Source organism: Vibrio coralliilyticus (assembly GCF_024449095.1).
GTDB classification, from domain to species: Bacteria; Pseudomonadota; Gammaproteobacteria; order Enterobacterales; family Vibrionaceae; genus Vibrio; species Vibrio coralliilyticus_A.
On record NZ_CP024627.1, the window covers coordinates 3,073,189 to 3,096,153 of the forward strand.

Below are 22,965 nucleotides of genomic sequence, written 5' to 3' on the forward strand. Positions count from 1 at the left end.
ATTCGGAAAGCTGTTATTGTGTTCTCTACACATTCAATCTGTTCTACTTTGAGTCCATCAAAACCCTTTGGGTGTTGTATAGTTAAGCCTCACGGGCAATTAGTACAGGTTAGCTCAACGCCTCACAACGCTTACACACCCTGCCTATCAACGTTCTAGTCTTGAACAACCCTTTAGGACCCTCAAGGGGTCAGGGAAGACTCATCTCAGGGCTCGCTTCCCGCTTAGATGCTTTCAGCGGTTATCGATTCCGAACTTAGCTACCGGGCAATGCCATTGGCATGACAACCCGAACACCAGAGGTTCGTCCACTCCGGTCCTCTCGTACTAGGAGCAGCCCCCTTCAATCTTCCAACGCCCACGGCAGATAGGGACCGAACTGTCTCACGACGTTCTAAACCCAGCTCGCGTACCACTTTAAATGGCGAACAGCCATACCCTTGGGACCGACTTCAGCCCCAGGATGTGATGAGCCGACATCGAGGTGCCAAACACCGCCGTCGATATGAACTCTTGGGCGGTATCAGCCTGTTATCCCCGGAGTACCTTTTATCCGTTGAGCGATGGCCCTTCCATACAGAACCACCGGATCACTATGACCTGCTTTCGCACCTGCTCGAATTGTCATTCTCGCAGTCAAGCGGGCTTATGCCATTGCACTAACCTCACGATGTCCAACCGTGATTAGCCCACCTTCGTGCTCCTCCGTTACTCTTTGGGAGGAGACCGCCCCAGTCAAACTACCCACCAGGCACTGTCCTCAACCCGGATAACGGGTCTAAGTTAGAACATCAACACTACAAGGGTGGTATTTCAAGGACGGCTCCACCGATACTGGCGTACCGGGTTCAAAGCCTCCCACCTATCCTACACATGTAGGGTCAATGTTCAGTGCCAAGCTGTAGTAAAGGTTCACGGGGTCTTTCCGTCTAGCCGCGGGTACACTGCATCTTCACAGCGATTTCAATTTCACTGAGTCTCGGGTGGAGACAGCGTGGCCATCATTACGCCATTCGTGCAGGTCGGAACTTACCCGACAAGGAATTTCGCTACCTTAGGACCGTTATAGTTACGGCCGCCGTTTACCGGGGCTTCGATCAAGAGCTTCGACTTACGTCTAACCCCATCAATTAACCTTCCGGCACCGGGCAGGCGTCACACCGTATACGTCATCTTACGATTTTGCACAGTGCTGTGTTTTTAATAAACAGTTGCAGCCACCTGGTATCTGCGACTCTCAATAGCTCCATCCGCAAGGGACTTCACCGTCAAGAGCGTACCTTCTCCCGAAGTTACGGTACCATTTTGCCTAGTTCCTTCACCCGAGTTCTCTCAAGCGCCTTGGTATTCTCTACCCGACCACCTGTGTCGGTTTGGGGTACGATTCCTTACAATCTGAAGCTTAGAGGCTTTTCCTGGAAGCATGGCATCAATGACTTCACATCCGTAGATGCTCGACATCGTGTCTCAGCCTTAAAGAGAGCCGGATTTACCTAACTCTCAAGCCTACGCACTTGAACCTGGACAACCGTCGCCAGGCCCACCTAGCCTTCTCCGTCCCCCCATCGCAATTGTAAGAAGTACGGGAATATTAACCCGTTTCCCATCGACTACGCCTTTCGGCCTCGCCTTAGGGGTCGACTTACCCTGCCCCGATTAACGTTGGACAGGAACCCTTGGTCTTCCGGCGTGGAGGTTTTTCACCCCCATTATCGTTACTCATGTCAGCATTCGCACTTCTGATACCTCCAGCAGACTTTACAATCCACCTTCAACGGCTTACAGAACGCTCCCCTACCCAATACATAAAATGCATTGCCGCAGCTTCGGTTTACAGCTTAGCCCCGTTACATCTTCCGCGCAGGCCGACTCGACTAGTGAGCTATTACGCTTTCTTTAAATGATGGCTGCTTCTAAGCCAACATCCTAGCTGTCTAAGCCTTCCCACATCGTTTCCCACTTAGCTGTAATTTGGGACCTTAGCTGGCGGTCTGGGTTGTTTCCCTCTCCACGACGGACGTTAGCACCCGCCGTGTGTCTCCCGGATAGTACTTACTGGTATTCGGAGTTTGCAAAGGGTTGGTAAGTCGGGATGACCCCCTAGCCTTAACAGTGCTCTACCCCCAGTAGTATTCGTCCGAGGCTCTACCTAAATAGATTTCGGGGAGAACCAGCTATCTCCAGGTTTGATTGGCCTTTCACCCCTAGCCACAAGTCATCCGCTAATTTTTCAACATTAGTCGGTTCGGTCCTCCAGTTGATGTTACTCAACCTTCAACCTGCCCATGGCTAGATCACCTGGTTTCGGGTCTATATCCAGCAACTTGACGCCCAGTTAAGACTCGATTTCTCTACGGCTCCCCTAGATGGTTAACCTTGCTACTGAATATAAGTCGCTGACCCATTATACAAAAGGTACGCAGTCACACCACGAAGGTGCTCCTACTGCTTGTACGTACACGGTTTCAGGTTCTATTTCACTCCCCTCACAGGGGTTCTTTTCGCCTTTCCCTCACGGTACTGGTTCACTATCGGTCAGTCAGTAGTATTTAGCCTTGGAGGATGGTCCCCCCATATTCAGACAGGATATCACGTGTCCCGCCCTACTCGATTTCACCTAAAATGCGCTGTCGGTTACGGGGCTATCACCCTGTATCGCAGACCTTTCCAGAACTTTCACCTGACGCATTATAGACTTAAGGGCTAGTCCAATTTCGCTCGCCGCTACTTTCGGAATCTCGGTTGATTTCTTTTCCTCGGGGTACTTAGATGTTTCAGTTCCCCCGGTTCGCCCTGTTAACCTATGTATTCAGTTAACAGTAACTGCTTATGCAGTTGGGTTTCCCCATTCGGAAATCCCAGACTCAAATGACTTTTACTGTCTAATCTGGGCTTATCGCAAGTTAATACGTCCTTCATCGCCTCTGACTGCCAAGGCATCCACCGTGTACGCTTAGTCACTTAACCATACAACCCCAAAGGGTCTTACAGTCAACTAACCAAAGTTGTCTGCAATTATTTAAACATGATGCAGACTCGATTTTGCCGGACTCAAATTTCCAAGAACACTTGAATGTGTGTTGGTACCTAATGAACAAGTCATTAGGATTTGAGAACTTTTATTGAATAACAACGCATCTCAAAGAGATGGGGATTGTTGTTATTCGTCAGCTTTCCAAATTGTTAAAGAGCAAATCACCTCAATGAGGTAACCATTTTTAAAAGCACTTACTAAGTACGCTTAAAAATGGTGGGCGATACCGGGCTCGAACCAGTGACCCCCTGCTTGTAAGGCAGGTGCTCTCCCAACTGAGCTAATCGCCCACATGAGTTTTTCGTCTTGTGGAAGACGTCAAGAATGGTGGAGCTAAGCAGGATCGAACTGCTGACCTCCTGCGTGCAAGGCAGGCGCTCTCCCAGCTGAGCTATAGCCCCATCTTGAGAATCATTTCTAAGGAAGAAATGGTGGGTCGTGCAGGATTCGAACCTGCGACCAATTGATTAAAAGTCAACTGCTCTACCAACTGAGCTAACGACCCAATGGTATCCCGTAGGGGAGTCGAACCCCTGTTACCGCCGTGAAAGGGCGGTGTCCTAGGCCTCTAGACGAACGGGACACTAAGTTGAACATCTTGGGGGATGTTCGTTCTCTTAAACTACATAAACCATCAATCTGTGTGGACACTCATCGTGAGTAATCATCGTATAAGGAGGTGATCCAGCGCCAGGTTCCCCTAGCGCTACCTTGTTACGACTTCACCCCAGTCATGAACCACAAAGTGGTGAGCGTCCCCCCGAAGGTTAAACTACCCACTTCTTTTGCAGCCCACTCCCATGGTGTGACGGGCGGTGTGTACAAGGCCCGGGAACGTATTCACCGTAGCATTCTGATCTACGATTACTAGCGATTCCGACTTCATGGAGTCGAGTTGCAGACTCCAATCCGGACTACGACGCACTTTTTGGGATTCGCTCACTTTCGCAAGTTGGCCGCCCTCTGTATGCGCCATTGTAGCACGTGTGTAGCCCTACTCGTAAGGGCCATGATGACTTGACGTCGTCCCCACCTTCCTCCGGTTTATCACCGGCAGTCTCCCTGGAGTTCCCACCCGAAGTGCTGGCAAACAAGGATAAGGGTTGCGCTCGTTGCGGGACTTAACCCAACATTTCACAACACGAGCTGACGACAGCCATGCAGCACCTGTCTCAGAGTTCCCGAAGGCACCAATCCATCTCTGGAAAGTTCTCTGGATGTCAAGAGTAGGTAAGGTTCTTCGCGTTGCATCGAATTAAACCACATGCTCCACCGCTTGTGCGGGCCCCCGTCAATTCATTTGAGTTTTAATCTTGCGACCGTACTCCCCAGGCGGTCTACTTAACGCGTTAGCTCCGAAAGCCACGGCTCAAGGCCACAACCTCCAAGTAGACATCGTTTACGGCGTGGACTACCAGGGTATCTAATCCTGTTTGCTCCCCACGCTTTCGCATCTGAGTGTCAGTATCTGTCCAGGGGGCCGCCTTCGCCACCGGTATTCCTTCAGATCTCTACGCATTTCACCGCTACACCTGAAATTCTACCCCCCTCTACAGTACTCTAGTCTGCCAGTTTCAAATGCTATTCCGAGGTTGAGCCCCGGGCTTTCACATCTGACTTAACAAACCACCTGCATGCGCTTTACGCCCAGTAATTCCGATTAACGCTCGCACCCTCCGTATTACCGCGGCTGCTGGCACGGAGTTAGCCGGTGCTTCTTCTGCAGCTAACGTCAAATGATAGTGCTATTAACACTACCACCTTCCTCACTGCTGAAAGTACTTTACAACCCGAAGGCCTTCTTCATACACGCGGCATGGCTGCATCAGGCTTGCGCCCATTGTGCAATATTCCCCACTGCTGCCTCCCGTAGGAGTCTGGACCGTGTCTCAGTTCCAGTGTGGCTGATCATCCTCTCAGACCAGCTAGGGATCGTCGCCTTGGTGAGCCATTACCTCACCAACTAGCTAATCCCACCTGGGCATATCCTGACGCGAGAGGCCCGAAGGTCCCCCTCTTTGAGCCGAAGCTATTATGCGGTATTAGCCATCGTTTCCAATGGTTATCCCCCACATCAGGGCAATTTCCCAGGCATTACTCACCCGTTCGCCGCTCGACGCCGTTATCGTTCCCCGAAGGTTCAGATAACTCGTTTCCGCTCGACTTGCATGTGTTAGGCCTGCCGCCAGCGTTCAATCTGAGCCATGATCAAACTCTTCAATTTAAGATTTTGTTCGGCTCAATGAATACTGAACATTACATAAAGTAATGTTTGAATTGACTGTGCTCTTATTGGTTTTCACTTTTGAAAAAGTAAAACAAAACAGCTCAAGGCCGCTTCCCAATTCGAATGGTCACTTCGTTTCATTGAAACCTAAATTGTTTCCGAAGAAACTATTTGGATTATCATCAACGAGTACCCACACAGATTGATAGGTTTATATTGTTAAAGAGCAATTCTCTAAAAAGAGATAGCTTTCAGCGCCTTAGCACTTAAGCAGGACGCGTATAATACGCTTTCTACTTTGAAAGTCAACATAAAATTCTAAGTTTATTTAGAACTCTATGGTGACTTGCTTATCAAATAAGCAAAGTCGAAATTAAAGCCTGGCGATGTCCTACTCTCACATGGGGAAGCCCCACACTACCATCGGCGCTAATTCGTTTCACTTCTGAGTTCGGCATGGAATCAGGTGGGTCCAAATCGCTATGGTCGCCAAGCAAATTCTTTAATCTGGAAAGCTGTTAATGCATTCTCTACACATTCAATTCGTTCTTGCTTTGAGTCCATCAAAACCCTTTGGGTGTTGTATGGTTAAGCCTCACGGGCAATTAGTACAGGTTAGCTCAACGCCTCACAACGCTTACACACCCTGCCTATCAACGTTCTAGTCTCGAACAACCCTTTAGGACCCTCAAGGGGTCAGGGAAGACTCATCTCAGGGCTCGCTTCCCGCTTAGATGCTTTCAGCGGTTATCGATTCCGAACTTAGCTACCGGGCAATGCCATTGGCATGACAACCCGAACACCAGAGGTTCGTCCACTCCGGTCCTCTCGTACTAGGAGCAGCCCCCTTCAATCTTCCAACGCCCACGGCAGATAGGGACCGAACTGTCTCACGACGTTCTAAACCCAGCTCGCGTACCACTTTAAATGGCGAACAGCCATACCCTTGGGACCGACTTCAGCCCCAGGATGTGATGAGCCGACATCGAGGTGCCAAACACCGCCGTCGATATGAACTCTTGGGCGGTATCAGCCTGTTATCCCCGGAGTACCTTTTATCCGTTGAGCGATGGCCCTTCCATACAGAACCACCGGATCACTATGACCTGCTTTCGCACCTGCTCGAATTGTCATTCTCGCAGTCAAGCGGGCTTATGCCATTGCACTAACCTCACGATGTCCAACCGTGATTAGCCCACCTTCGTGCTCCTCCGTTACTCTTTGGGAGGAGACCGCCCCAGTCAAACTACCCACCAGGCACTGTCCTCAACCCGGATAACGGGTCTAAGTTAGAACATCAACACTACAAGGGTGGTATTTCAAGGACGGCTCCACCGATACTGGCGTACCGGTTTCAAAGCCTCCCACCTATCCTACACATGTAGGGTCAATGTTCAGTGCCAAGCTGTAGTAAAGGTTCACGGGGTCTTTCCGTCTAGCCGCGGGTACACTGCATCTTCACAGCGATTTCAATTTCACTGAGTCTCGGGTGGAGACAGCGTGGCCATCATTACGCCATTCGTGCAGGTCGGAACTTACCCGACAAGGAATTTCGCTACCTTAGGACCGTTATAGTTACGGCCGCCGTTTACCGGGGCTTCGATCAAGAGCTTCGACTTACGTCTAACCCCATCAATTAACCTTCCGGCACCGGGCAGGCGTCACACCGTATACGTCATCTTACGATTTTGCACAGTGCTGTGTTTTTAATAAACAGTTGCAGCCACCTGGTATCTGCGACTCTCAATAGCTCCATCCGCAAGGGACTTCACCGTCAAGAGCGTACCTTCTCCCGAAGTTACGGTACCATTTTGCCTAGTTCCTTCACCCGAGTTCTCTCAAGCGCCTTGGTATTCTCTACCCGACCACCTGTGTCGGTTTGGGGTACGATTCCTTACAATCTGAAGCTTAGAGGCTTTTCCTGGAAGCATGGCATCAATGACTTCACATCCGTAGATGCTCGACATCGTGTCTCAGCCTTAAAGAGAGCCGGATTTACCTAACTCTCAAGCCTACGCACTTGAACCTGGACAACCGTCGCCAGGCCCACCTAGCCTTCTCCGTCCCCCCATCGCAATTGTAAGAAGTACGGGAATATTAACCCGTTTCCCATCGACTACGCCTTTCGGCCTCGCCTTAGGGGTCGACTTACCCTGCCCCGATTAACGTTGGACAGGAACCCTTGGTCTTCCGGCGTGGAGGTTTTTCACCCCCATTATCGTTACTCATGTCAGCATTCGCACTTCTGATACCTCCAGCAAGCTTTACAACTCACCTTCAACGGCTTACAGAACGCTCCCCTACCCAATACATAAAATGCATTGCCGCAGCTTCGGTTTACAGCTTAGCCCCGTTACATCTTCCGCGCAGGCCGACTCGACTAGTGAGCTATTACGCTTTCTTTAAATGATGGCTGCTTCTAAGCCAACATCCTAGCTGTCTAAGCCTTCCCACATCGTTTCCCACTTAGCTGTAATTTGGGACCTTAGCTGGCGGTCTGGGTTGTTTCCCTCTCCACGACGGACGTTAGCACCCGCCGTGTGTCTCCCGGATAGTACTTACTGGTATTCGGAGTTTGCAAAGGGTTGGTAAGTCGGGATGACCCCCTAGCCTTAACAGTGCTCTACCCCCAGTAGTATTCGTCCGAGGCTCTACCTAAATAGATTTCGGGGAGAACCAGCTATCTCCAGGTTTGATTGGCCTTTCACCCCTAGCCACAAGTCATCCGCTAATTTTTCAACATTAGTCGGTTCGGTCCTCCAGTTGATGTTACTCAACCTTCAACCTGCCCATGGCTAGATCACCTGGTTTCGGGTCTATATCCAGCAACTCGACGCCCAGTTAAGACTCGATTTCTCTACGGCTCCCCTAGATGGTTAACCTTGCTACTGAATATAAGTCGCTGACCCATTATACAAAAGGTACGCAGTCACACCACGAAGGTGCTCCTACTGCTTGTACGTACACGGTTTCAGGTTCTATTTCACTCCCCTCACAGGGGTTCTTTTCGCCTTTCCCTCACGGTACTGGTTCACTATCGGTCAGTCAGTAGTATTTAGCCTTGGAGGATGGTCCCCCCATATTCAGACAGGATATCACGTGTCCCGCCCTACTCGATTTCACCTAAAATGCGCTGTCGGTTACGGGGCTATCACCCTGTATCGCAGACCTTTCCAGAACTTTCACCTGACGCATTATAGGCTTAAGGGCTAGTCCAATTTCGCTCGCCGCTACTTTCGGAATCTCGGTTGATTTCTTTTCCTCGGGGTACTTAGATGTTTCAGTTCCCCCGGTTCGCCTCATTACCCTATGTATTCAGATAATGATAACTGCTTATGCAGTTGGGTTTCCCCATTCGGAAATCCCAGACTCAAATGACTTTTACTGTCTAATCTGGGCTTATCGCAAGTTAATACGTCCTTCATCGCCTCTGACTGCCAAGGCATCCACCGTGTACGCTTAGTCACTTAACCATACAACCCCAAAGGGTCTTACAGTCAACTAACCAAAGTTGTCTGCAATTATTTAAACATGATGCAGACTCGATTTTGCCGGACTCAAATATCTTTTTATTTTACTTTTTATAAAAAGTGAAAATAAAAAGCCAAGAACACTTGAATGTGTGTTGGTACCTAAATCATAAAGACTTAGGATTTGAGAACTTTTCAATGAATAACAACGCATCTCAAAGAGATGGGGATTGTTGTTATTCGTCAGCTTTCCAAATTGTTAAAGAGCAATCATAGCTCGAAGCTTTCGCTTCAAAACCATCAATCTGTGTGGACACTCATCGTGAGTAATCATCGTATAAGGAGGTGATCCAGCGCCAGGTTCCCCTAGCGCTACCTTGTTACGACTTCACCCCAGTCATGAACCACAAAGTGGTGAGCGTCCCCCCGAAGGTTAAACTACCCACTTCTTTTGCAGCCCACTCCCATGGTGTGACGGGCGGTGTGTACAAGGCCCGGGAACGTATTCACCGTAGCATTCTGATCTACGATTACTAGCGATTCCGACTTCATGGAGTCGAGTTGCAGACTCCAATCCGGACTACGACGCACTTTTTGGGATTCGCTCACTTTCGCAAGTTGGCCGCCCTCTGTATGCGCCATTGTAGCACGTGTGTAGCCCTACTCGTAAGGGCCATGATGACTTGACGTCGTCCCCACCTTCCTCCGGTTTATCACCGGCAGTCTCCCTGGAGTTCCCACCCGAAGTGCTGGCAAACAAGGATAAGGGTTGCGCTCGTTGCGGGACTTAACCCAACATTTCACAACACGAGCTGACGACAGCCATGCAGCACCTGTCTCAGAGTTCCCGAAGGCACCAATCCATCTCTGGAAAGTTCTCTGGATGTCAAGAGTAGGTAAGGTTCTTCGCGTTGCATCGAATTAAACCACATGCTCCACCGCTTGTGCGGGCCCCCGTCAATTCATTTGAGTTTTAATCTTGCGACCGTACTCCCCAGGCGGTCTACTTAACGCGTTAGCTCCGAAAGCCACGGCTCAAGGCCACAACCTCCAAGTAGACATCGTTTACGGCGTGGACTACCAGGGTATCTAATCCTGTTTGCTCCCCACGCTTTCGCATCTGAGTGTCAGTATCTGTCCAGGGGGCCGCCTTCGCCACCGGTATTCCTTCAGATCTCTACGCATTTCACCGCTACACCTGAAATTCTACCCCCCTCTACAGTACTCTAGTCTGCCAGTTTCAAATGCTATTCCGAGGTTGAGCCCCGGGCTTTCACATCTGACTTAACAAACCACCTGCATGCGCTTTACGCCCAGTAATTCCGATTAACGCTCGCACCCTCCGTATTACCGCGGCTGCTGGCACGGAGTTAGCCGGTGCTTCTTCTGCAGCTAACGTCAAACGAGGCCGCTATTAACGACTCCGCCTTCCTCACTGCTGAAAGTACTTTACAACCCGAAGGCCTTCTTCATACACGCGGCATGGCTGCATCAGGCTTGCGCCCATTGTGCAATATTCCCCACTGCTGCCTCCCGTAGGAGTCTGGACCGTGTCTCAGTTCCAGTGTGGCTGATCATCCTCTCAGACCAGCTAGGGATCGTCGCCTTGGTGAGCCATTACCTCACCAACTAGCTAATCCCACCTGGGCATATCCTGACGCGAGAGGCCCGAAGGTCCCCCTCTTTGAGCCGAAGCTATTATGCGGTATTAGCCATCGTTTCCAATGGTTATCCCCCACATCAGGGCAATTTCCCAGGCATTACTCACCCGTCCGCCGCTCGACGCCGTTATCGTTCCCCGAAGGTTCAGATAACTCGTTTCCGCTCGACTTGCATGTGTTAGGCCTGCCGCCAGCGTTCAATCTGAGCCATGATCAAACTCTTCAATTTAAGATTTTGTCGGCTCAATGAATACTGAACATTACATAAAGTAATGTTTGAATTGACTGTGCTGAATCCGAAGATTCAATGGTCACTTCGTTTCATTGAAACCTAATTTGATACCGAAGTATCGAATTGGATTATCATCAACGAGTGCCCACACAGATTGATAGGTTTATATTGTTAAAGAGCTGTGCTAACCAAATCGATATTTAATACCTCTTGGCTAGGGGTGCGTATCTTACGCTTCCCGCTTAAAGAGTCAAGCGTTTTATTTAACTTTATTTCCTCTTTAAATTCCGATTCGGTTTGTGACTCTCGTCTCACTCCGTGTCGGTGAGGCGGCATTATAGGGAGGTCTGAGAAGATGACAAGTGTTTTTTAGAAATTACTTTCTGTTTGGTTAAAAAGAAAACAAAGGGCTGAAAATAGAATAAAATTTCAACATTTGAATCATGTCACATCAATAGGTTGGAAAAACAACAACCATATACGTAAGATCCGTGTGTCTATTTTGTTAACATCTAGACATTTTTTCTTAAACTACAAAGTTGTATTCGAATATGAGTTCAAATAAATCGACCTTAATGATTATCGCCCTAGCGGTATTGGGTGGAATCATCTTTTCGCAGGTTGCTATTTCTCCTGCGCTCAGCTTTGTTATCGGTGTTTTTGCTTCTGCTTTTGTTTTTAAATTTTCAAACACCTCAACTGAGCCAGCAACCGTTAATGAACCCGCGACCAAAACTCTTTATGTCGGCAACCTTCCTTACAAAGCAAATGAGTCACACGTAAAAGAATTATTTGCCAAACATGGGGAAGTTTTCGCTGTACGTTTGATGAAAGACAAACGCACAGGTAAAAGAAGAGGATTTGGTTTTGTTGTAATGGCAGCGACCGATGCTGCCGGTGCCATAGAAGGATTAAATGACAAGGATTATATGCAGCGTACGTTAAAAGTACGTATTGCTAACGATCCAAAATCTCAAGCCGAACTGGATTAAACCCTAAAACTTGTAACGCTTGATTCAACGCTCCTTCTTCATAAGGGGGAGCCGTTGAGAAAATCTCTCGTTTCCCCTTCTCTTCTTTTATTCTCTCAAGATTCAGTAGAGCCTGCACACGGCGTGCAATGGCTTCTCCCGAGTCCATCAATACAACCTGCTCACTCAGCACCGACTGAATTTCTTCCCTAATCAGCGGAAAGTGTGTACACCCGAGTACGGCAACATCTACTTTACCAATCATGGGGGATAAAATATCCGTCAGTTCTTGAGTCGAGATTGGGATACCACGAAGCTTTTCTTCTGCCATATCAACCAGTCGAGTAGAGCCCAACAATTCAACGGGTTTGCTTTGCGAGAAGTCGCGAATCAATTCCTGCGTGTATTGACGTGTCACCGTCGCAGGGGTTGCTATCAGGCCAACCGCTTTATTCGCTAAATTGGAAGCTGGCTTAATCGCAGGTACGACACCGACAACCGGAATGGAGAGCAACGTTCTCAATGAAGGTAGTACAATGGTGCTTGCGGTATTACATGCAATCACAACTAAATCGACTTGGTACTCAGCGACATACTGCGAAACCAACGCTTCCACTCGAGAAACTAAAGTTTCATGATTCAGCTCACCGTAGGGATAGGCAGCGTTATCGAACAGGTATATATAATCAAGCTGAGGGAGCTTTTTTTCTATCTCTTGGAAAACAGAAAGCCCACCGACGCCAGAGTCAAAAATTAATACTTTTGGTTGTTGTGACACTTGATATACCCACGCATTTCGATGTGGCAATCATACTCACACAAATTAGTTTGGCAATATCTTCGCTTGATAACGTTGATGAGAGAAACGCTCTCCGACGTCAAGGGTAGTTAAGCTCAACTCTATCTTGCCTTGATAGCTACGGGTTTGTGTGACTAACGTATGAAACTCTCCATCCTCACCGCATAGATCCACGCCGCGCGGTAGAGAATCAATGAAGGTTCGGTCATACCATCGCCCGCAATAAGTTGGGTCAAGAGCCTGACCATCCGTCGTTACCACCAAGGTTTTAATGCCACGCTCTAATATCTCATCCGCAAGGTCTTGGCTGTGTTGTCCAATGAGAGGAAAAACACACTCCCAACCAGCAGGTTCAATATAGCTGCGGCGATAGGCTTCAATCCCATTACAAAACATGTCACCAAAAGCCACAGCTTGAATATCGAGCGCACTGTTTTTTAGTGCATCAATAATGGCCGACTGATAAACATCATTAGGCGGAAATATTTCCGGCATTTCAATCTTTATTAGAGGCAAACCAAGTAAGGCAGCTTGCATGTCGAGCACTTCAACAGGTGTGGCTTGAAATGGGACTTCATCTTTGACATAAGTCGTGTATAGACCGACCACTTGATACTCTTCGCTTTCAATCAACCTTTCTAAGGTCAAAGTCGAATCTTTACCGCTCGACCAGCTGATAATGACATTCTTTTTCATTGCTACTGCCTATAGATAAGAAAAAACCGCCCGAAGGCGGCTTAGGTAATTAGAATTGGTATGAAGCACTGAGGTAGTAGCTACGTTCCGGTGTTAAGTATTCTTTCGCTGTCTGGTAATCTTCATCAAACAGATTGTTCACTTTTCCAGACAAGGTGATATTCGACGTCACATAGTAATTTGTTGATAGGTTCCATAGTGAGTAAGCTTCTAACTTGTTATTGTTACTATAGTCATCATAACGATCACCTTGATACACCATGCTTAAAGACAGATCCCACGAGTCTTGGGTAAATGTTCCAATCCAAGATGCGGTTTCTTTTGCTCTTCGGGCCAACTGCTTTCCTTCAGAATCCTTAGGGTTCATGTAAGCAAGACCAATAGTATGGTAAACAGGGCCGGTATCAAAACTACCTTCAAATTCTATACCGGAAATGTCTGCATCAGTATTTGTTGGTGCCCAGTTTAAATGCTCATAGTAAATGATCATATCTTCCAATTCAGAAGCGTAAGCACTCAATCTCCAATCAATCACTTCGAACTGACCAATTAAGCCAATCTCAGTTGAAGCAGACTCTTCAACTTTCAGGTTTGGGTTGCCTGAAGTTGGCTCATATAAATCATAAAAAGAAGGTGCTTTAAACGCTGTCCCATAGCTACCATATGCCCTCAACTTTTCATTGAAATTATATGCAACCGCAGCAGACCAAGTTGTGAAATTATCAAAACTTGTATCATCATCGAATCTTACACTACCATCTAACGTAAACTGACCTAGCTCTTTGGTTGAAGTAACAAATACACCTGTATTCGTCCTGTCTTTTTTTACATAGTCAACCGTACCACTAGAAACATCCTCATTTACCACATCTAAACCAGCATTCACTTTGAAGCCATCTTCAACGATAAATGAATTCAGCCAATTTAGAGAGGTACGATTCGTCTTATAGGTTGATACGTGCTCACGTTCACTTACAGGGTAGGAGGTACTTTCTTGGATAGATTTTGAAAGGCTGAGACGACTAGACAACACATCATTACTATATAATGCGCCACCGCTTACTTGGAAGAAATCTGCATCTCGTTCATTTAGAGTTGTTGCAAATGAACTATTGCTACCATTGAATTCAGATAAACTATCACTGTAGAACACATCTAGATTCAACTGAACCTGAGAAGAAATTTCATGAAAAAGTGAAGCGGTAAAGTCTTTCGACTCCCCGCCGTATTCACCACCAATATCTGCTGATGTGCCAGCTTTAATGTTATATCCGTCCGTCTCTTTGTAATTTACAAAAAACGTCCCATAAGTTTTTTCATTTAGTTGTCCACGAGATTGCCACGACGTCTGATAATAACTATCACTTCCCATACTCGTTTTAATCTGATGCAGTGAATCACCTGTCTGATGAGTAATGAAGTTGATAACACCACCAATAGCGTCGGCACCGTAAACTGCAGCTCTAGGCCCGCGAATAATTTCAATTCTCTCGATGATCTCAACAGGCAACAAAGAAAGGTCAAAGCCCCCTTGAGACGCGCTATTTATTTTTACGCCATTCAAAAGAATAAGCGAGTGTTTACTTTCAGAGCCCCGAATAAAAATAGAGGTCGTGTGAAAGGAGTCGCCACTCTCCCCGAGCTGGACGCCTGGGACGTACTTAAAAACCTCTGTTAAAGATTTTGCTTGAAGAGTGTCTATTTCTTCTCGTGTAATTGTAGTAACCGAAGCTAAGACACTTGCTTCTGACTGCTCAAAACGGTTCGCCGTCACCACCATAGTCTCATCGGCTGAGGCTTCTTGGGCATATGAAAGGGAGGCGTGCGGAAGTAGCGATGCCACTGCTATCGCCAGAATAGAACGGTTCATTTTTATAATCCTAAATCGCGTAAATCCTACCGAGCTTGGAGCACTTGCTTCCATTGATTGGCTCAGCTGCTGGCAGGTATTCGGACTCAAGAGCTCAGTATCACCACCTAATCACTCGACTTCCCACATAAATCTCTATGCAGTGTCATTTGAGCTTTCGTTCTCTTTTACCGCTGCGCGTCAGTTCTGGATTTCCACCAGATTCCCTTTTCAGCCATCTATACTGCTAGATAGCACCAGCTAGGCGCAAATGTTATTCAGCTATCATTCCTTTGTCCAGCCAATATTGTGCTTTTATATAACCAATGGCTTTATCACTCTCACATGGAAACATGTTTACACACGATGTTGAACCGAGGAGAGTGACAAAGCTGGACATGTCGCAGATATTGAATAAAATCTGCGCTCCTAAAACAAACGCACTCAGCACCTGAAAGGTAATAAACATGGCGACTCTTGAAGTAAATCCACAGCGCTACCAAGAACAACTGGCGGAAAAGGTCGAACGTCTCAATCAGATGTTTGCGCCCTACCACGTCCCAGAACTGGAAGTGTTTGAGTCCCCAGAGCAACATTATCGTATGCGCGCTGAGTTCCGTGTTTGGCATGAAGGGGAAGACCTTTACTACATCATGTTCAATCAGGAAACGCGTGAAAAATACCGCGTTGACCAGTTCCCTGCAGCCAGCCGTCTGATCAACGACCTGATGCCATTGCTGATTGATGCAATGAAAGACAACGACTCTCTGCGTCGTAAACTGTTCCAAGTGGATTTTCTATCGACACTGAGCGGTGAGATTCTGGTGTCTCTTTTGTACCACCGTCAATTGGATGATGAGTGGACGAAGAACGCAAAAGCACTCAAGCAACGTCTGAACGATGAAGGCTTCAACCTGAACCTGATTGGTCGTGCACGTAAAATGAAGATTGTTCTGGATCGCGACTACGTGATTGAAAAACTCGACGTCAATGGCCAACCGTACGTTTACCAACAAGTCGAGAACAGCTTTACGCAACCCAACGGCAAAGTAGCTGAAAAGATGCTGGAGTGGGCAATCGACTGTACCAACGAAAGCCAAGGCGATTTACTCGAGCTTTACTGTGGTAACGGTAACTTCTCACTGGCACTCGCGCAGAACTTTAATCGTGTACTGGCAACCGAACTGGCCAAACCTTCCGTTGAATCTGCGCAGTACAATATTGCAGCTAATAACATTGATAACGTGCAGATCCTGCGTCTATCCGCGGAAGAATTCACTCAGGCAATCGAAGGTAAACGTGAATTCCGCCGTCTAAAAGACGCGGGTGTGGATTTGAAAAGCTACAACTGTAATACGATTTTTGTCGACCCTCCTCGCGCAGGTATGGATATCGATACCTGTAAGATGGTTCAGGGCTATGATCGCATCCTTTACATCTCCTGTAACCCAGAGACGCTCAAGGACAACCTTGATGTATTAAGCGAAACACACAACATCACACGTTTTGCCCTGTTTGATCAGTTCCCTTATACCCACCATATGGAAGCGGGTGTGCTACTGGAACGCAAAGCGTAGCTTGATAAGCGAATACAAAAAACGAGCCATTTGGCTCGTTTTTTGTATTCGAAGTAGCACTACTCACTAGCGGAACGGCCCATAAAGCCGAGCTTCTTACCAATCCATAGCAGCAGTAGTAGCGACACTATAATGGCAAAGAAGTTAGACCCCGCATCTGGGTGCTGCGCTTTGACAAAAGCAGAGTGGCCAAAGGCGCCAACGAAGAAACACGCTAGGCCAACCAGCGGTATGTCTTCAGAGACAGGATTACGTAGATATTCTTGGTACAGCGTCTGCACAGACAGCACAAGCGCAATCAGTGGAAAAATAGAGAAAGACACTTCGCTCATTGTCAGCCAAGACAATAAAGCGTCACCACACATACCAGCAACTAAGGCCAATACTAGGGTTTTCTTCTCTGAACCACGATTAATTTGGTTTACTTCATTAGACATTAATCAATCCCACCTTTTAATCGGTTACGTTCACGTTCTTTGCGATACCATAAAGCCCCTTTGGCTATCATTCGCAATTGCATAATCAATCGTTCCGCAAGCTCATCGCGCTCACGTCGATTCAAATCTAATGCTTCAGCGCCCGAGCTAAATACCAGAGTGACTGACGCTTCTGCCTGAGTATAGGCTTCATCACGCGACATTCCGGTGCTGATCAAATACTCGGTCAGTTCAGCGGCAAAATGCTGAATTTCTCTCGCAACCGCAGTACGAAAGTCAAACGATGTTCCCGAACGCTCTCGCAATAATAGACGAAACACATTGGGGTTGTTGTCAATGAACTCCATAAACGTCTCGATAGACGTGCGGATCACACTGCCCTCTTTGACTATTCGTTGCCGCGCTTGGCGCATCAACTGACGAAGCAGTAAACCTCCTTCGTCAACCATGGTCAGCCCTAATTCATCCATGTCTTTAAAATGACGATAGAATGAGGTCGGGGCAATCCCTGCTTCCCGAGCCACTTCTCGCAGGCTTAAATTCGAAAAGCTTCGGTCAGCGCTAAGCTGGCTAAACGCAGCATCAATTAATGAACGGCGCGTTTTTTCTTTTTGCTGTGCACGGATTCCCATGGATTTCATCTGTTTTCTGCTTATTTGTTTATAGCAGTTAATATACAACGATTGCCTTAAGGACATAAGCCAAAATCGTCAGCTTTGACTACCGCGTGACAATTAAACTCAGCCTGCTATCTTTTTCAACCACTTAACATTGGTTTAGAGACATACCACCATACCAAAGTCAGATCGGTAAGTTTCTGCGTGATCACTTCCACTCTCTAGTATGCCAACCGTGTGCTCTATCGTGAAATCAGTTAAAATCTCGCTAAAGCAATGTTAAGACAATATAACAAAGGAAAAGTTATGGCGGAAAGTAACCACTTTGACGTGATCGTTATTGGTAGTGGCCCTGGTGGTGAAGGGGCAGCAATGGGGCTAACCAAAGCGGGACTCAATGTCGCCATAGTGGAAAAAGAGAGCAGCGTCGGTGGCGGATGCACTCACTGGGGAACTATCCCTTCAAAAGCACTGCGTCATGCAGTTAGTCGGATTATCGAATTCAATAACAACCCGCTGTTTTGCCATAACAACACCAGCCTACATTCGACCTTTTCTAATATACTGGGCCACGCAAAGTCTGTGATTGATAAACAGACTCGTCTACGACAAGGCTTCTATGACCGTAATCAGTGTTCATTGATTTTCGGTACTGCACGCTTTACGGACAAATACACCATTGCTGTCACTCAAGCAGACGGCACCGAAGAACTCTACAGCGCTGATCGATTTGTGATTGCAACAGGCTCACGCCCATACCAGCCAGCTGATGTCGACTTTATGCATGAACGCATCTACGACAGCGATTCTATCTTGAGCCTGAAGCACGATCCTCGTCATATCATCATTTATGGTGCCGGCGTTATCGGCTGTGAGTATGCATCGATTTTCCGTGGCTTAGGTGTGAAAACTGACCTTATCAACACCCGAGATCGATTGCTGTCTTTTCTCGATAATGAAGTATCCGATGCGCTTTCCTATCACTTCTGGAACAGTGGTGTCGTGATCCGCAACGACGAAACTTATGAGAAAATTGAAGGCACTGAAGATGGAGTGATCATCCACCTAGAGTCGGGCAAAAAAATGCGTGCTGACTGTATTCTTTACGCCAATGGGCGTACTGGTAACACCGACAAGCTCAACTTATCTGCGGTGGGGCTCAATGCGGATTCTCGAGGCCAGTTAAAAGTCGACAGTAATTACCAAACAGAAGTTGAACATATCTACGCGGTTGGTGATGTGATCGGTTACCCTAGTCTAGCGAGCGCAGCTTATGACCAGGGTCGATTTGTTGCCCAAGCGATCAACAAGGGTCAAGCTGACGGCCGTTTGATTGAAGATATTCCAACGGGTATTTATACCATCCCAGAGATAAGTTCAGTAGGTAAAACAGAGCAAGAGCTGACGGCGGCTAAAATCCCTTATGAAGTCGGCCGTTCTTCTTTCAAACATCTGGCGCGTGCGCAGATTGCAGGCAAAGATATCGGCAGCTTAAAAATTCTCTTCCACCGCGAAACCAAAGAAATTCTCGGTATTCACTGCTTTGGCGAACGTGCCGCGGAAATCATCCATATCGGGCAAGCTATCATGGAGCAAAAAGGCGAAGCCAATACGATTGAATACTTCGTTAATACGACCTTTAACTATCCAACCATGGCCGAAGCGTATCGTGTCGCAGCACTGAATGGTCTCAACCGATTGTTCTAATTAGAGATATGACTAAAGCCGCAGTTTCGCTGCGGCTTTATCTCAAGCGGTAAAGAAACGTTCGCTGCGCCACTGCTGATAAAAAATTAACGCCAGTGTCACACCTCTCATCCCCATAAAGCTCAACATCGCCAACCACAATGCATGGTTACCTAAGCTGGCTAGAGCGAAAAAAACACCAAAGAACACACACATGGCGAAAAACATGCTGTTGCGCATTTCCCTGCCCTTCGTGGCCCCGATGAATATCCCATCCAACAAGAAGCACCACATCGAGGCCAATGGCATTGCCATCAGCCACGGCAGAAACTCCAATGCCGTATAATGGACGCTAGGAATACCAGTGATCATGCCGATCAGGGTTGATCCAGCAAAGCCAAATATAAGGGTTAATCCCAAACAAATGATCAAGCTCCAGAAAAAAGTCCCTACCAGTGATGCACTAAGCTGATGTTTGTCCCTAGCCCCAATGGCTTTGCCAACCATAGCCTCCATCGCATAAGCAAAACCATCCATGCCATAGGAAATGATCATCAAAAAGCTCATTAATACCGCATTAGCCGCAACGATATCATCACCAAAGCTTGCCCCCTGAAAGGTCATAAACGTAAAGGTAGCTTGCAAACACAATGAACGAAGAAAGATATCTCGGTTGAGTTTGACAAAACGACTTAATCCGTGGGTAGTTTCCTTCAACAATGAGACCAGTGACGGTAGCTGACGCTTATGCCAAGTACGCCATACACACCAAAGGCCAAAACTCATACCACTGTAATCGGCAATCACCGACGCCAAGGCTGCGCCTTCAACTTTCCAACCAAAGCCTATCACTAATAAGACATCAAGAAAGATGTTCGTGACGTTAGCAATGATCACCATCCACATGGGATCTCGTGCATTCTGTGTACCCAACAACCATCCGAGTAAAACAAAATTCACCAGCGCGGCAGGGGCACTCCAAGCCCGAATGGCAAAATACTGCTCACCATAAAATTTAACTTCATCACTCGCACTACTCAGCGAAAACACCAGATTAGAAATCGGTTGATGAAAAATGAGAAACAGCAATGCAAAACCCAAGGCCATCGCAACACCCTGAGTGAACACTAAGCCGAGTTGTTTACCACTTTGAGCGCCATACGACTGCGCCGCCAGCCCAGTGGTCGACATCCGCAAAAAGCCCAGTAGCCAGAAAGTCACACTGATCATAGTACTGCCAAGGGCAACGCCACCCAAGTACCAAGCATGTTCGAGGTGCCCTATCACCGCGGCGTCAACAAGCCCAAGTAAAGGGACGGTAATGTTGGAGAGCACCATAGGAATCGCCAGCAGGAGAACCTGCTTATGCAGTGCTTTATCGGAAAGAGTTTGAAGTAATGGCACGTTTGCACTCGTCATAAAAGAAGAGTGCAAAGTGTAACCGGATTACCAACGAAGCTGAACTACTACGGGAGTGAGTCTGTGCTTCAGAGAAGTGAATTTAGTCAGCCAGCGTTGCCACAATTTCCAGCGCCCACAGTGTTTATCAAGCGGTGAGAAGGTTTTCGCCCAGCGAGCCCAAGGCAGATAGTTCAGTGTTGCATCTCCGGGAGAAGCGTAGCCATGGTTGTAACGGCCTGCTCCCGTCTTTTGGCCTAACTTACTGGCCGTTAAATCACCAGCAAGCACTACACACGCTCTGGCTGAATCGAAGTGGCAACCCAACGCCTGTATGAATTTGCCTACCTGCTTTTCGGTGCAATCAAGCAAAGCATGCTCACAAACGATCAAAACAGGGGATTTTTCTGGGACAGGTAAATTATCTAGCCAAGATAAGTCGTCAACGTTGCCACACATATGCTGGTAACGCTCACTTTTATGGAAGAGTTTTTGCCGCCAGAGTAAATTCTCCGTCACGTCCAGTTCAAGCCAGTGGCAGCGTCCGTTATCAACACGGTAAAAGCGTGTATCCAATCCAGCACCAACGTTAATTATCCAACCATCAGGATTACGAGAGATAAAATGGTTGACCTGCTCATCACAAATTTGAGTCAGGGTAGCGTGAAGGAGTTGTTTCTGATCGACGTCACCGGATAAACATTCCGGCGCAAGCTGACAGCGCTGACATGCACTTGCCGCGATCGGGTCGTATACTAAGCCATCATCTACCAAGCTTTCTCTGCTGCGAAACCAGAGAGGCTGCAGCAGATTAGCCGGGATTTGATAGCGATGAGTTGATGCTTTTTGCTTAGCAGTCATTATCATCTTCCTTCCATACCAGAGTCAAGATGATAATGAATATCAATTACAAAGGCAAGATATTGAGAATAGATCTCAATTCAGTCTAAAAGGCTGAGTCACTGTGATATTTTTCTGTCATCAGTCGTTCAACGTCAGTAACTCTAATTACTAACGTTGAAAACAACTACCGTTACGGCCAATAACTAACGGGTATTACATCCAATCTGTATTGCGGATAATACCTACCGCCAAGCCCTCAATTGCAAGGTGCTGACAAGTTAGGTCAACTTTAATCGGCTCAAACTCTTCATTTTCAGCATGCAGCAACACGGTTGAACCTTTACGCTCCAATCGCTTCACTGTCACATCTTCATCTACCCGAGCGACCACAACCTGTCCGTCATGAACATCTTGTGTCTTATGCACAGCAAGCAGGTCCCCGTCCATAATGCCAATATCTTTCATACTTTCGCCGTTCACACGCAGTAGAAAGTCTGCTTGTGGTTTGAACATAGCAGGGTCAACCTGATAGTGCGCCTCGACATGTTCCTGAGCCAAAATGGGTTCACCCGCGGCAACCTGACCAATCAAAGGCAAGCCATCATTAGCCGCCTCTTCTAGCAAGATACGAATCCCACGGGAGGCACCAGGGATAATCTCAATGGCTTGCTTACGCGCGAGAGCTTTCAGGTGCTCTTCAGCAGCATTCGCAGAGCGGAAACCCAACTCGCGGGCAATTTCGGCACGCGTTGGAGGCATGCCTGTGTCATCAATTTTACTCTTTATCAGATCAAATACTTGTTGCTGGCGTGGCGTTAGCGGCTTCATAAGTCACCTGTCTTTTTATACAGTTAACTGTGAGTATATCCAGTAATGGTTTAAATGAAAAGCCAATTGCTGGTTTTTTGATAGAGTTAAACTTTTGACTAGAAAAACAATACTTCCACCCACACGTAACCAGTCAATAGCATAGTGATCATAACCGCAGCTGATCCAATATCTTTCGCTCTACCAGCCAACTCATGCTGCTCTTGACCTATACGATCAACAACAGCTTCAATCGCACTATTAAATAACTCAGCAATCAAAACCAGCATCACAGTCGCAATCAGCAATATGCGTTCACTTTGAGTGACATCTAGCCAAAATGCCGTGGGAATCATCAACGCAGCAAGTACCACTTCCTCTCGAAATGCAGGTTCATTTTGAAAGGCGGCCTTTAAGCCTTGGCATGAGTAACGGGTGGCATTTTTAATACGTTTAAAACCATGAAGTGTTTTTTGCGGCACAGCATTTTCTCTTGAATTATTAAGTAGATGATTTGAGTTTGGTGAAATTGGCGTTTTCGTGTTCAATTTACAGTAAAAGGTTCGACCAGTTTCTGATATCCTTGCAGCCTTGAAAATATCAGCTTAAGTACAGCGTCTGCTTCTACAATAAAGAAGATGGAACACGGCTTTTGCGATTT

12 protein-coding genes, 4 tRNA genes, 5 rRNA genes and 1 riboswitch are annotated in these 22,965 nt (G+C 47.2%); of the genes, 3 read left to right on the forward strand and 18 right to left on the reverse strand.

Annotation, left to right across the window (positions count from 1 at the left end):
* Positions 1 to 78: 78 nt before the first annotated feature.
* The 9 genes from CTT30_RS14530 to CTT30_RS14570 form a co-directional block, all read right to left on the reverse strand.
* Positions 79 to 2,967 (reverse strand): 23S ribosomal RNA (locus CTT30_RS14530).
* Between the two features lie 281 nt (positions 2,968 to 3,248).
* Positions 3,249 to 3,324, reverse strand: a tRNA-Val gene (locus CTT30_RS14535).
* 35 nt (positions 3,325 to 3,359) lie between these two features.
* Positions 3,360 to 3,435 (reverse strand) — tRNA-Ala (locus tag CTT30_RS14540).
* A gap of 28 nt (positions 3,436 to 3,463) precedes the next feature.
* Positions 3,464 to 3,539: transfer RNA gene (locus tag CTT30_RS14545), tRNA-Lys, on the reverse strand.
* A 2-nt stretch (positions 3,540 to 3,541) separates the two neighbouring features.
* Positions 3,542 to 3,617, reverse strand: a tRNA-Glu gene (locus CTT30_RS14550).
* 89 nt (positions 3,618 to 3,706) lie between these two features.
* Positions 3,707 to 5,258, reverse strand: a 16S ribosomal RNA gene (locus CTT30_RS14555).
* 381 nt (positions 5,259 to 5,639) lie between these two features.
* Positions 5,640 to 5,755 (reverse strand): 5S ribosomal RNA (gene rrf / locus CTT30_RS14560).
* A 90-nt stretch (positions 5,756 to 5,845) separates the two neighbouring features.
* A 23S ribosomal RNA gene (locus CTT30_RS14565) occupies positions 5,846 to 8,734 on the reverse strand.
* Between the two features lie 335 nt (positions 8,735 to 9,069).
* Positions 9,070 to 10,621, reverse strand: a 16S ribosomal RNA gene (locus tag CTT30_RS14570).
* The 16S, 23S and 5S rRNA genes sit together here with 4 tRNA genes alongside, the layout of an rRNA operon.
* Before the next feature lie 554 nt (positions 10,622 to 11,175).
* Between CTT30_RS14570 and CTT30_RS14575 the strand changes: the two genes are divergently transcribed.
* The gene (locus CTT30_RS14575) at positions 11,176 to 11,616 is read left to right on the forward strand and encodes an RNA recognition motif domain-containing protein (protein WP_239871100.1); all 441 of its coding nucleotides are present in this window, start codon (positions 11,176 to 11,178) and stop codon (positions 11,614 to 11,616) included.
* Here the strand turns inward: CTT30_RS14575 and murI are convergent.
* The 3 genes from murI to CTT30_RS14590 all read right to left on the reverse strand — a co-directional run bounded on the left by murI (position 11,582) and on the right by CTT30_RS14590 (position 15,014).
* Complete coding sequence (gene murI / locus CTT30_RS14580) at positions 11,582 to 12,373, reverse strand: glutamate racemase (RefSeq protein ID WP_252035482.1); 792 nt, start codon at positions 12,371 to 12,373, stop codon at positions 11,582 to 11,584. The genes CTT30_RS14575 and murI overlap by 35 nt on opposite strands.
* 45 nt (positions 12,374 to 12,418) lie before the next feature.
* Positions 12,419 to 13,090 (reverse strand): Dph6-related ATP pyrophosphatase, encoded by a 672-nt coding sequence (locus CTT30_RS14585; RefSeq protein WP_252035483.1) that lies wholly within the window; start codon positions 13,088 to 13,090, stop codon positions 12,419 to 12,421.
* 49 nt (positions 13,091 to 13,139) lie between these two features.
* Positions 13,140 to 15,014 (reverse strand): TonB-dependent receptor domain-containing protein, encoded by a 1,875-nt coding sequence (locus CTT30_RS14590; RefSeq protein ID WP_252035484.1) that lies wholly within the window; start codon positions 15,012 to 15,014, stop codon positions 13,140 to 13,142.
* Positions 15,014 to 15,216: riboswitch (cobalamin riboswitch) on the reverse strand. Its footprint overlaps the gene before it by 1 nt.
* Positions 15,217 to 15,406: 190 nt before the next feature.
* On the opposite strand from CTT30_RS14590, the gene trmA reads away from it, so the two are divergent.
* Positions 15,407 to 16,516 carry a tRNA (uridine(54)-C5)-methyltransferase TrmA gene (trmA, locus tag CTT30_RS14595; RefSeq protein WP_252035485.1) on the forward strand — a complete coding sequence of 370 codons (1,110 nt, stop codon included), beginning with the start codon at positions 15,407 to 15,409 and terminating at the stop codon, positions 16,514 to 16,516.
* A 59-nt stretch (positions 16,517 to 16,575) separates the two neighbouring features.
* Here the strand turns inward: trmA and CTT30_RS14600 are convergent, their stop codons facing one another.
* Both CTT30_RS14600 and fabR read right to left on the reverse strand, forming a co-directional pair.
* Positions 16,576 to 16,953: a YijD family membrane protein gene (locus CTT30_RS14600; RefSeq protein ID WP_252035486.1), complete on the reverse strand. Its 378-nt coding sequence runs from the start codon at positions 16,951 to 16,953 to the stop codon at positions 16,576 to 16,578.
* Complete coding sequence (gene fabR / locus CTT30_RS14605; RefSeq protein ID WP_239871174.1) at positions 16,953 to 17,594, reverse strand: HTH-type transcriptional repressor FabR; 642 nt, start codon at positions 17,592 to 17,594, stop codon at positions 16,953 to 16,955. The genes CTT30_RS14600 and fabR overlap by 1 nt, the downstream gene beginning before the upstream one ends.
* A gap of 282 nt (positions 17,595 to 17,876) precedes the next feature.
* On the opposite strand from fabR, the gene sthA reads away from it, so the two are divergent.
* On the forward strand, positions 17,877 to 19,277 hold the full coding sequence (sthA, locus tag CTT30_RS14610) for a Si-specific NAD(P)(+) transhydrogenase (protein ID WP_239876612.1): 1,401 nt from the start codon (positions 17,877 to 17,879) through the stop codon (positions 19,275 to 19,277).
* A 42-nt stretch (positions 19,278 to 19,319) separates the two neighbouring features.
* Here the strand turns inward: sthA and dinF are convergent, their stop codons facing one another.
* The 4 genes from dinF to CTT30_RS14630 form a co-directional block, all read right to left on the reverse strand.
* On the reverse strand, positions 19,320 to 20,675 hold the full coding sequence (dinF, locus tag CTT30_RS14615; protein WP_252035487.1) for an MATE family efflux transporter DinF: 1,356 nt from the start codon (positions 20,673 to 20,675) through the stop codon (positions 19,320 to 19,322).
* Between the two features lie 27 nt (positions 20,676 to 20,702).
* The gene (locus CTT30_RS14620) at positions 20,703 to 21,515 is read right to left on the reverse strand and encodes a class I SAM-dependent methyltransferase (protein WP_370689706.1); all 813 of its coding nucleotides are present in this window, start codon (positions 21,513 to 21,515) and stop codon (positions 20,703 to 20,705) included.
* Between the two features lie 195 nt (positions 21,516 to 21,710).
* On the reverse strand, positions 21,711 to 22,325 hold the full coding sequence (lexA, locus tag CTT30_RS14625) for a transcriptional repressor LexA (protein ID WP_239839009.1): 615 nt from the start codon (positions 22,323 to 22,325) through the stop codon (positions 21,711 to 21,713).
* Positions 22,326 to 22,423: 98 nt separating this feature from the next.
* Entirely contained in the window at positions 22,424 to 22,786 is a 363-nt protein-coding gene (locus tag CTT30_RS14630; RefSeq protein WP_252035489.1) for a diacylglycerol kinase, read from the reverse strand.
* Positions 22,787 to 22,965: the final 179 nt, after the last annotated feature.

Excerpts from the sequence above, each read along its gene's own strand:
- sthA (WP_239876612.1), top strand. The coding sequence starts at position 17,877 with ATGGCGGAAAGTAACCACTTTGACGTGATCGTTATTGGTAGTGGCCCT.
- CTT30_RS14620 (WP_370689706.1), bottom strand. The coding sequence starts at position 21,515 with ATGACTGCTAAGCAAAAAGCATCAACTCATCGCTATCAAATCCCGGCT.
- dinF (WP_252035487.1), bottom strand. The coding sequence starts at position 20,675 with ATGACGAGTGCAAACGTGCCATTACTTCAAACTCTTTCCGATAAAGCA.
- CTT30_RS14590 (WP_252035484.1), bottom strand. The coding sequence starts at position 15,014 with ATGGAAGCAAGTGCTCCAAGCTCGGTAGGATTTACGCGATTTAGGATT.
- CTT30_RS14600 (WP_252035486.1), bottom strand. The coding sequence starts at position 16,953 with ATGTCTAATGAAGTAAACCAAATTAATCGTGGTTCAGAGAAGAAAACC.
- CTT30_RS14575 (WP_239871100.1), top strand. The coding sequence starts at position 11,176 with ATGAGTTCAAATAAATCGACCTTAATGATTATCGCCCTAGCGGTATTG.
- trmA (WP_252035485.1), top strand. The coding sequence starts at position 15,407 with ATGGCGACTCTTGAAGTAAATCCACAGCGCTACCAAGAACAACTGGCG.
- fabR (WP_239871174.1), bottom strand. The coding sequence starts at position 17,594 with ATGAAATCCATGGGAATCCGTGCACAGCAAAAAGAAAAAACGCGCCGT.
- CTT30_RS14585 (WP_252035483.1), bottom strand. The coding sequence starts at position 13,090 with ATGAAAAAGAATGTCATTATCAGCTGGTCGAGCGGTAAAGATTCGACT.
- lexA (WP_239839009.1), bottom strand. The coding sequence starts at position 22,325 with ATGAAGCCGCTAACGCCACGCCAGCAACAAGTATTTGATCTGATAAAG.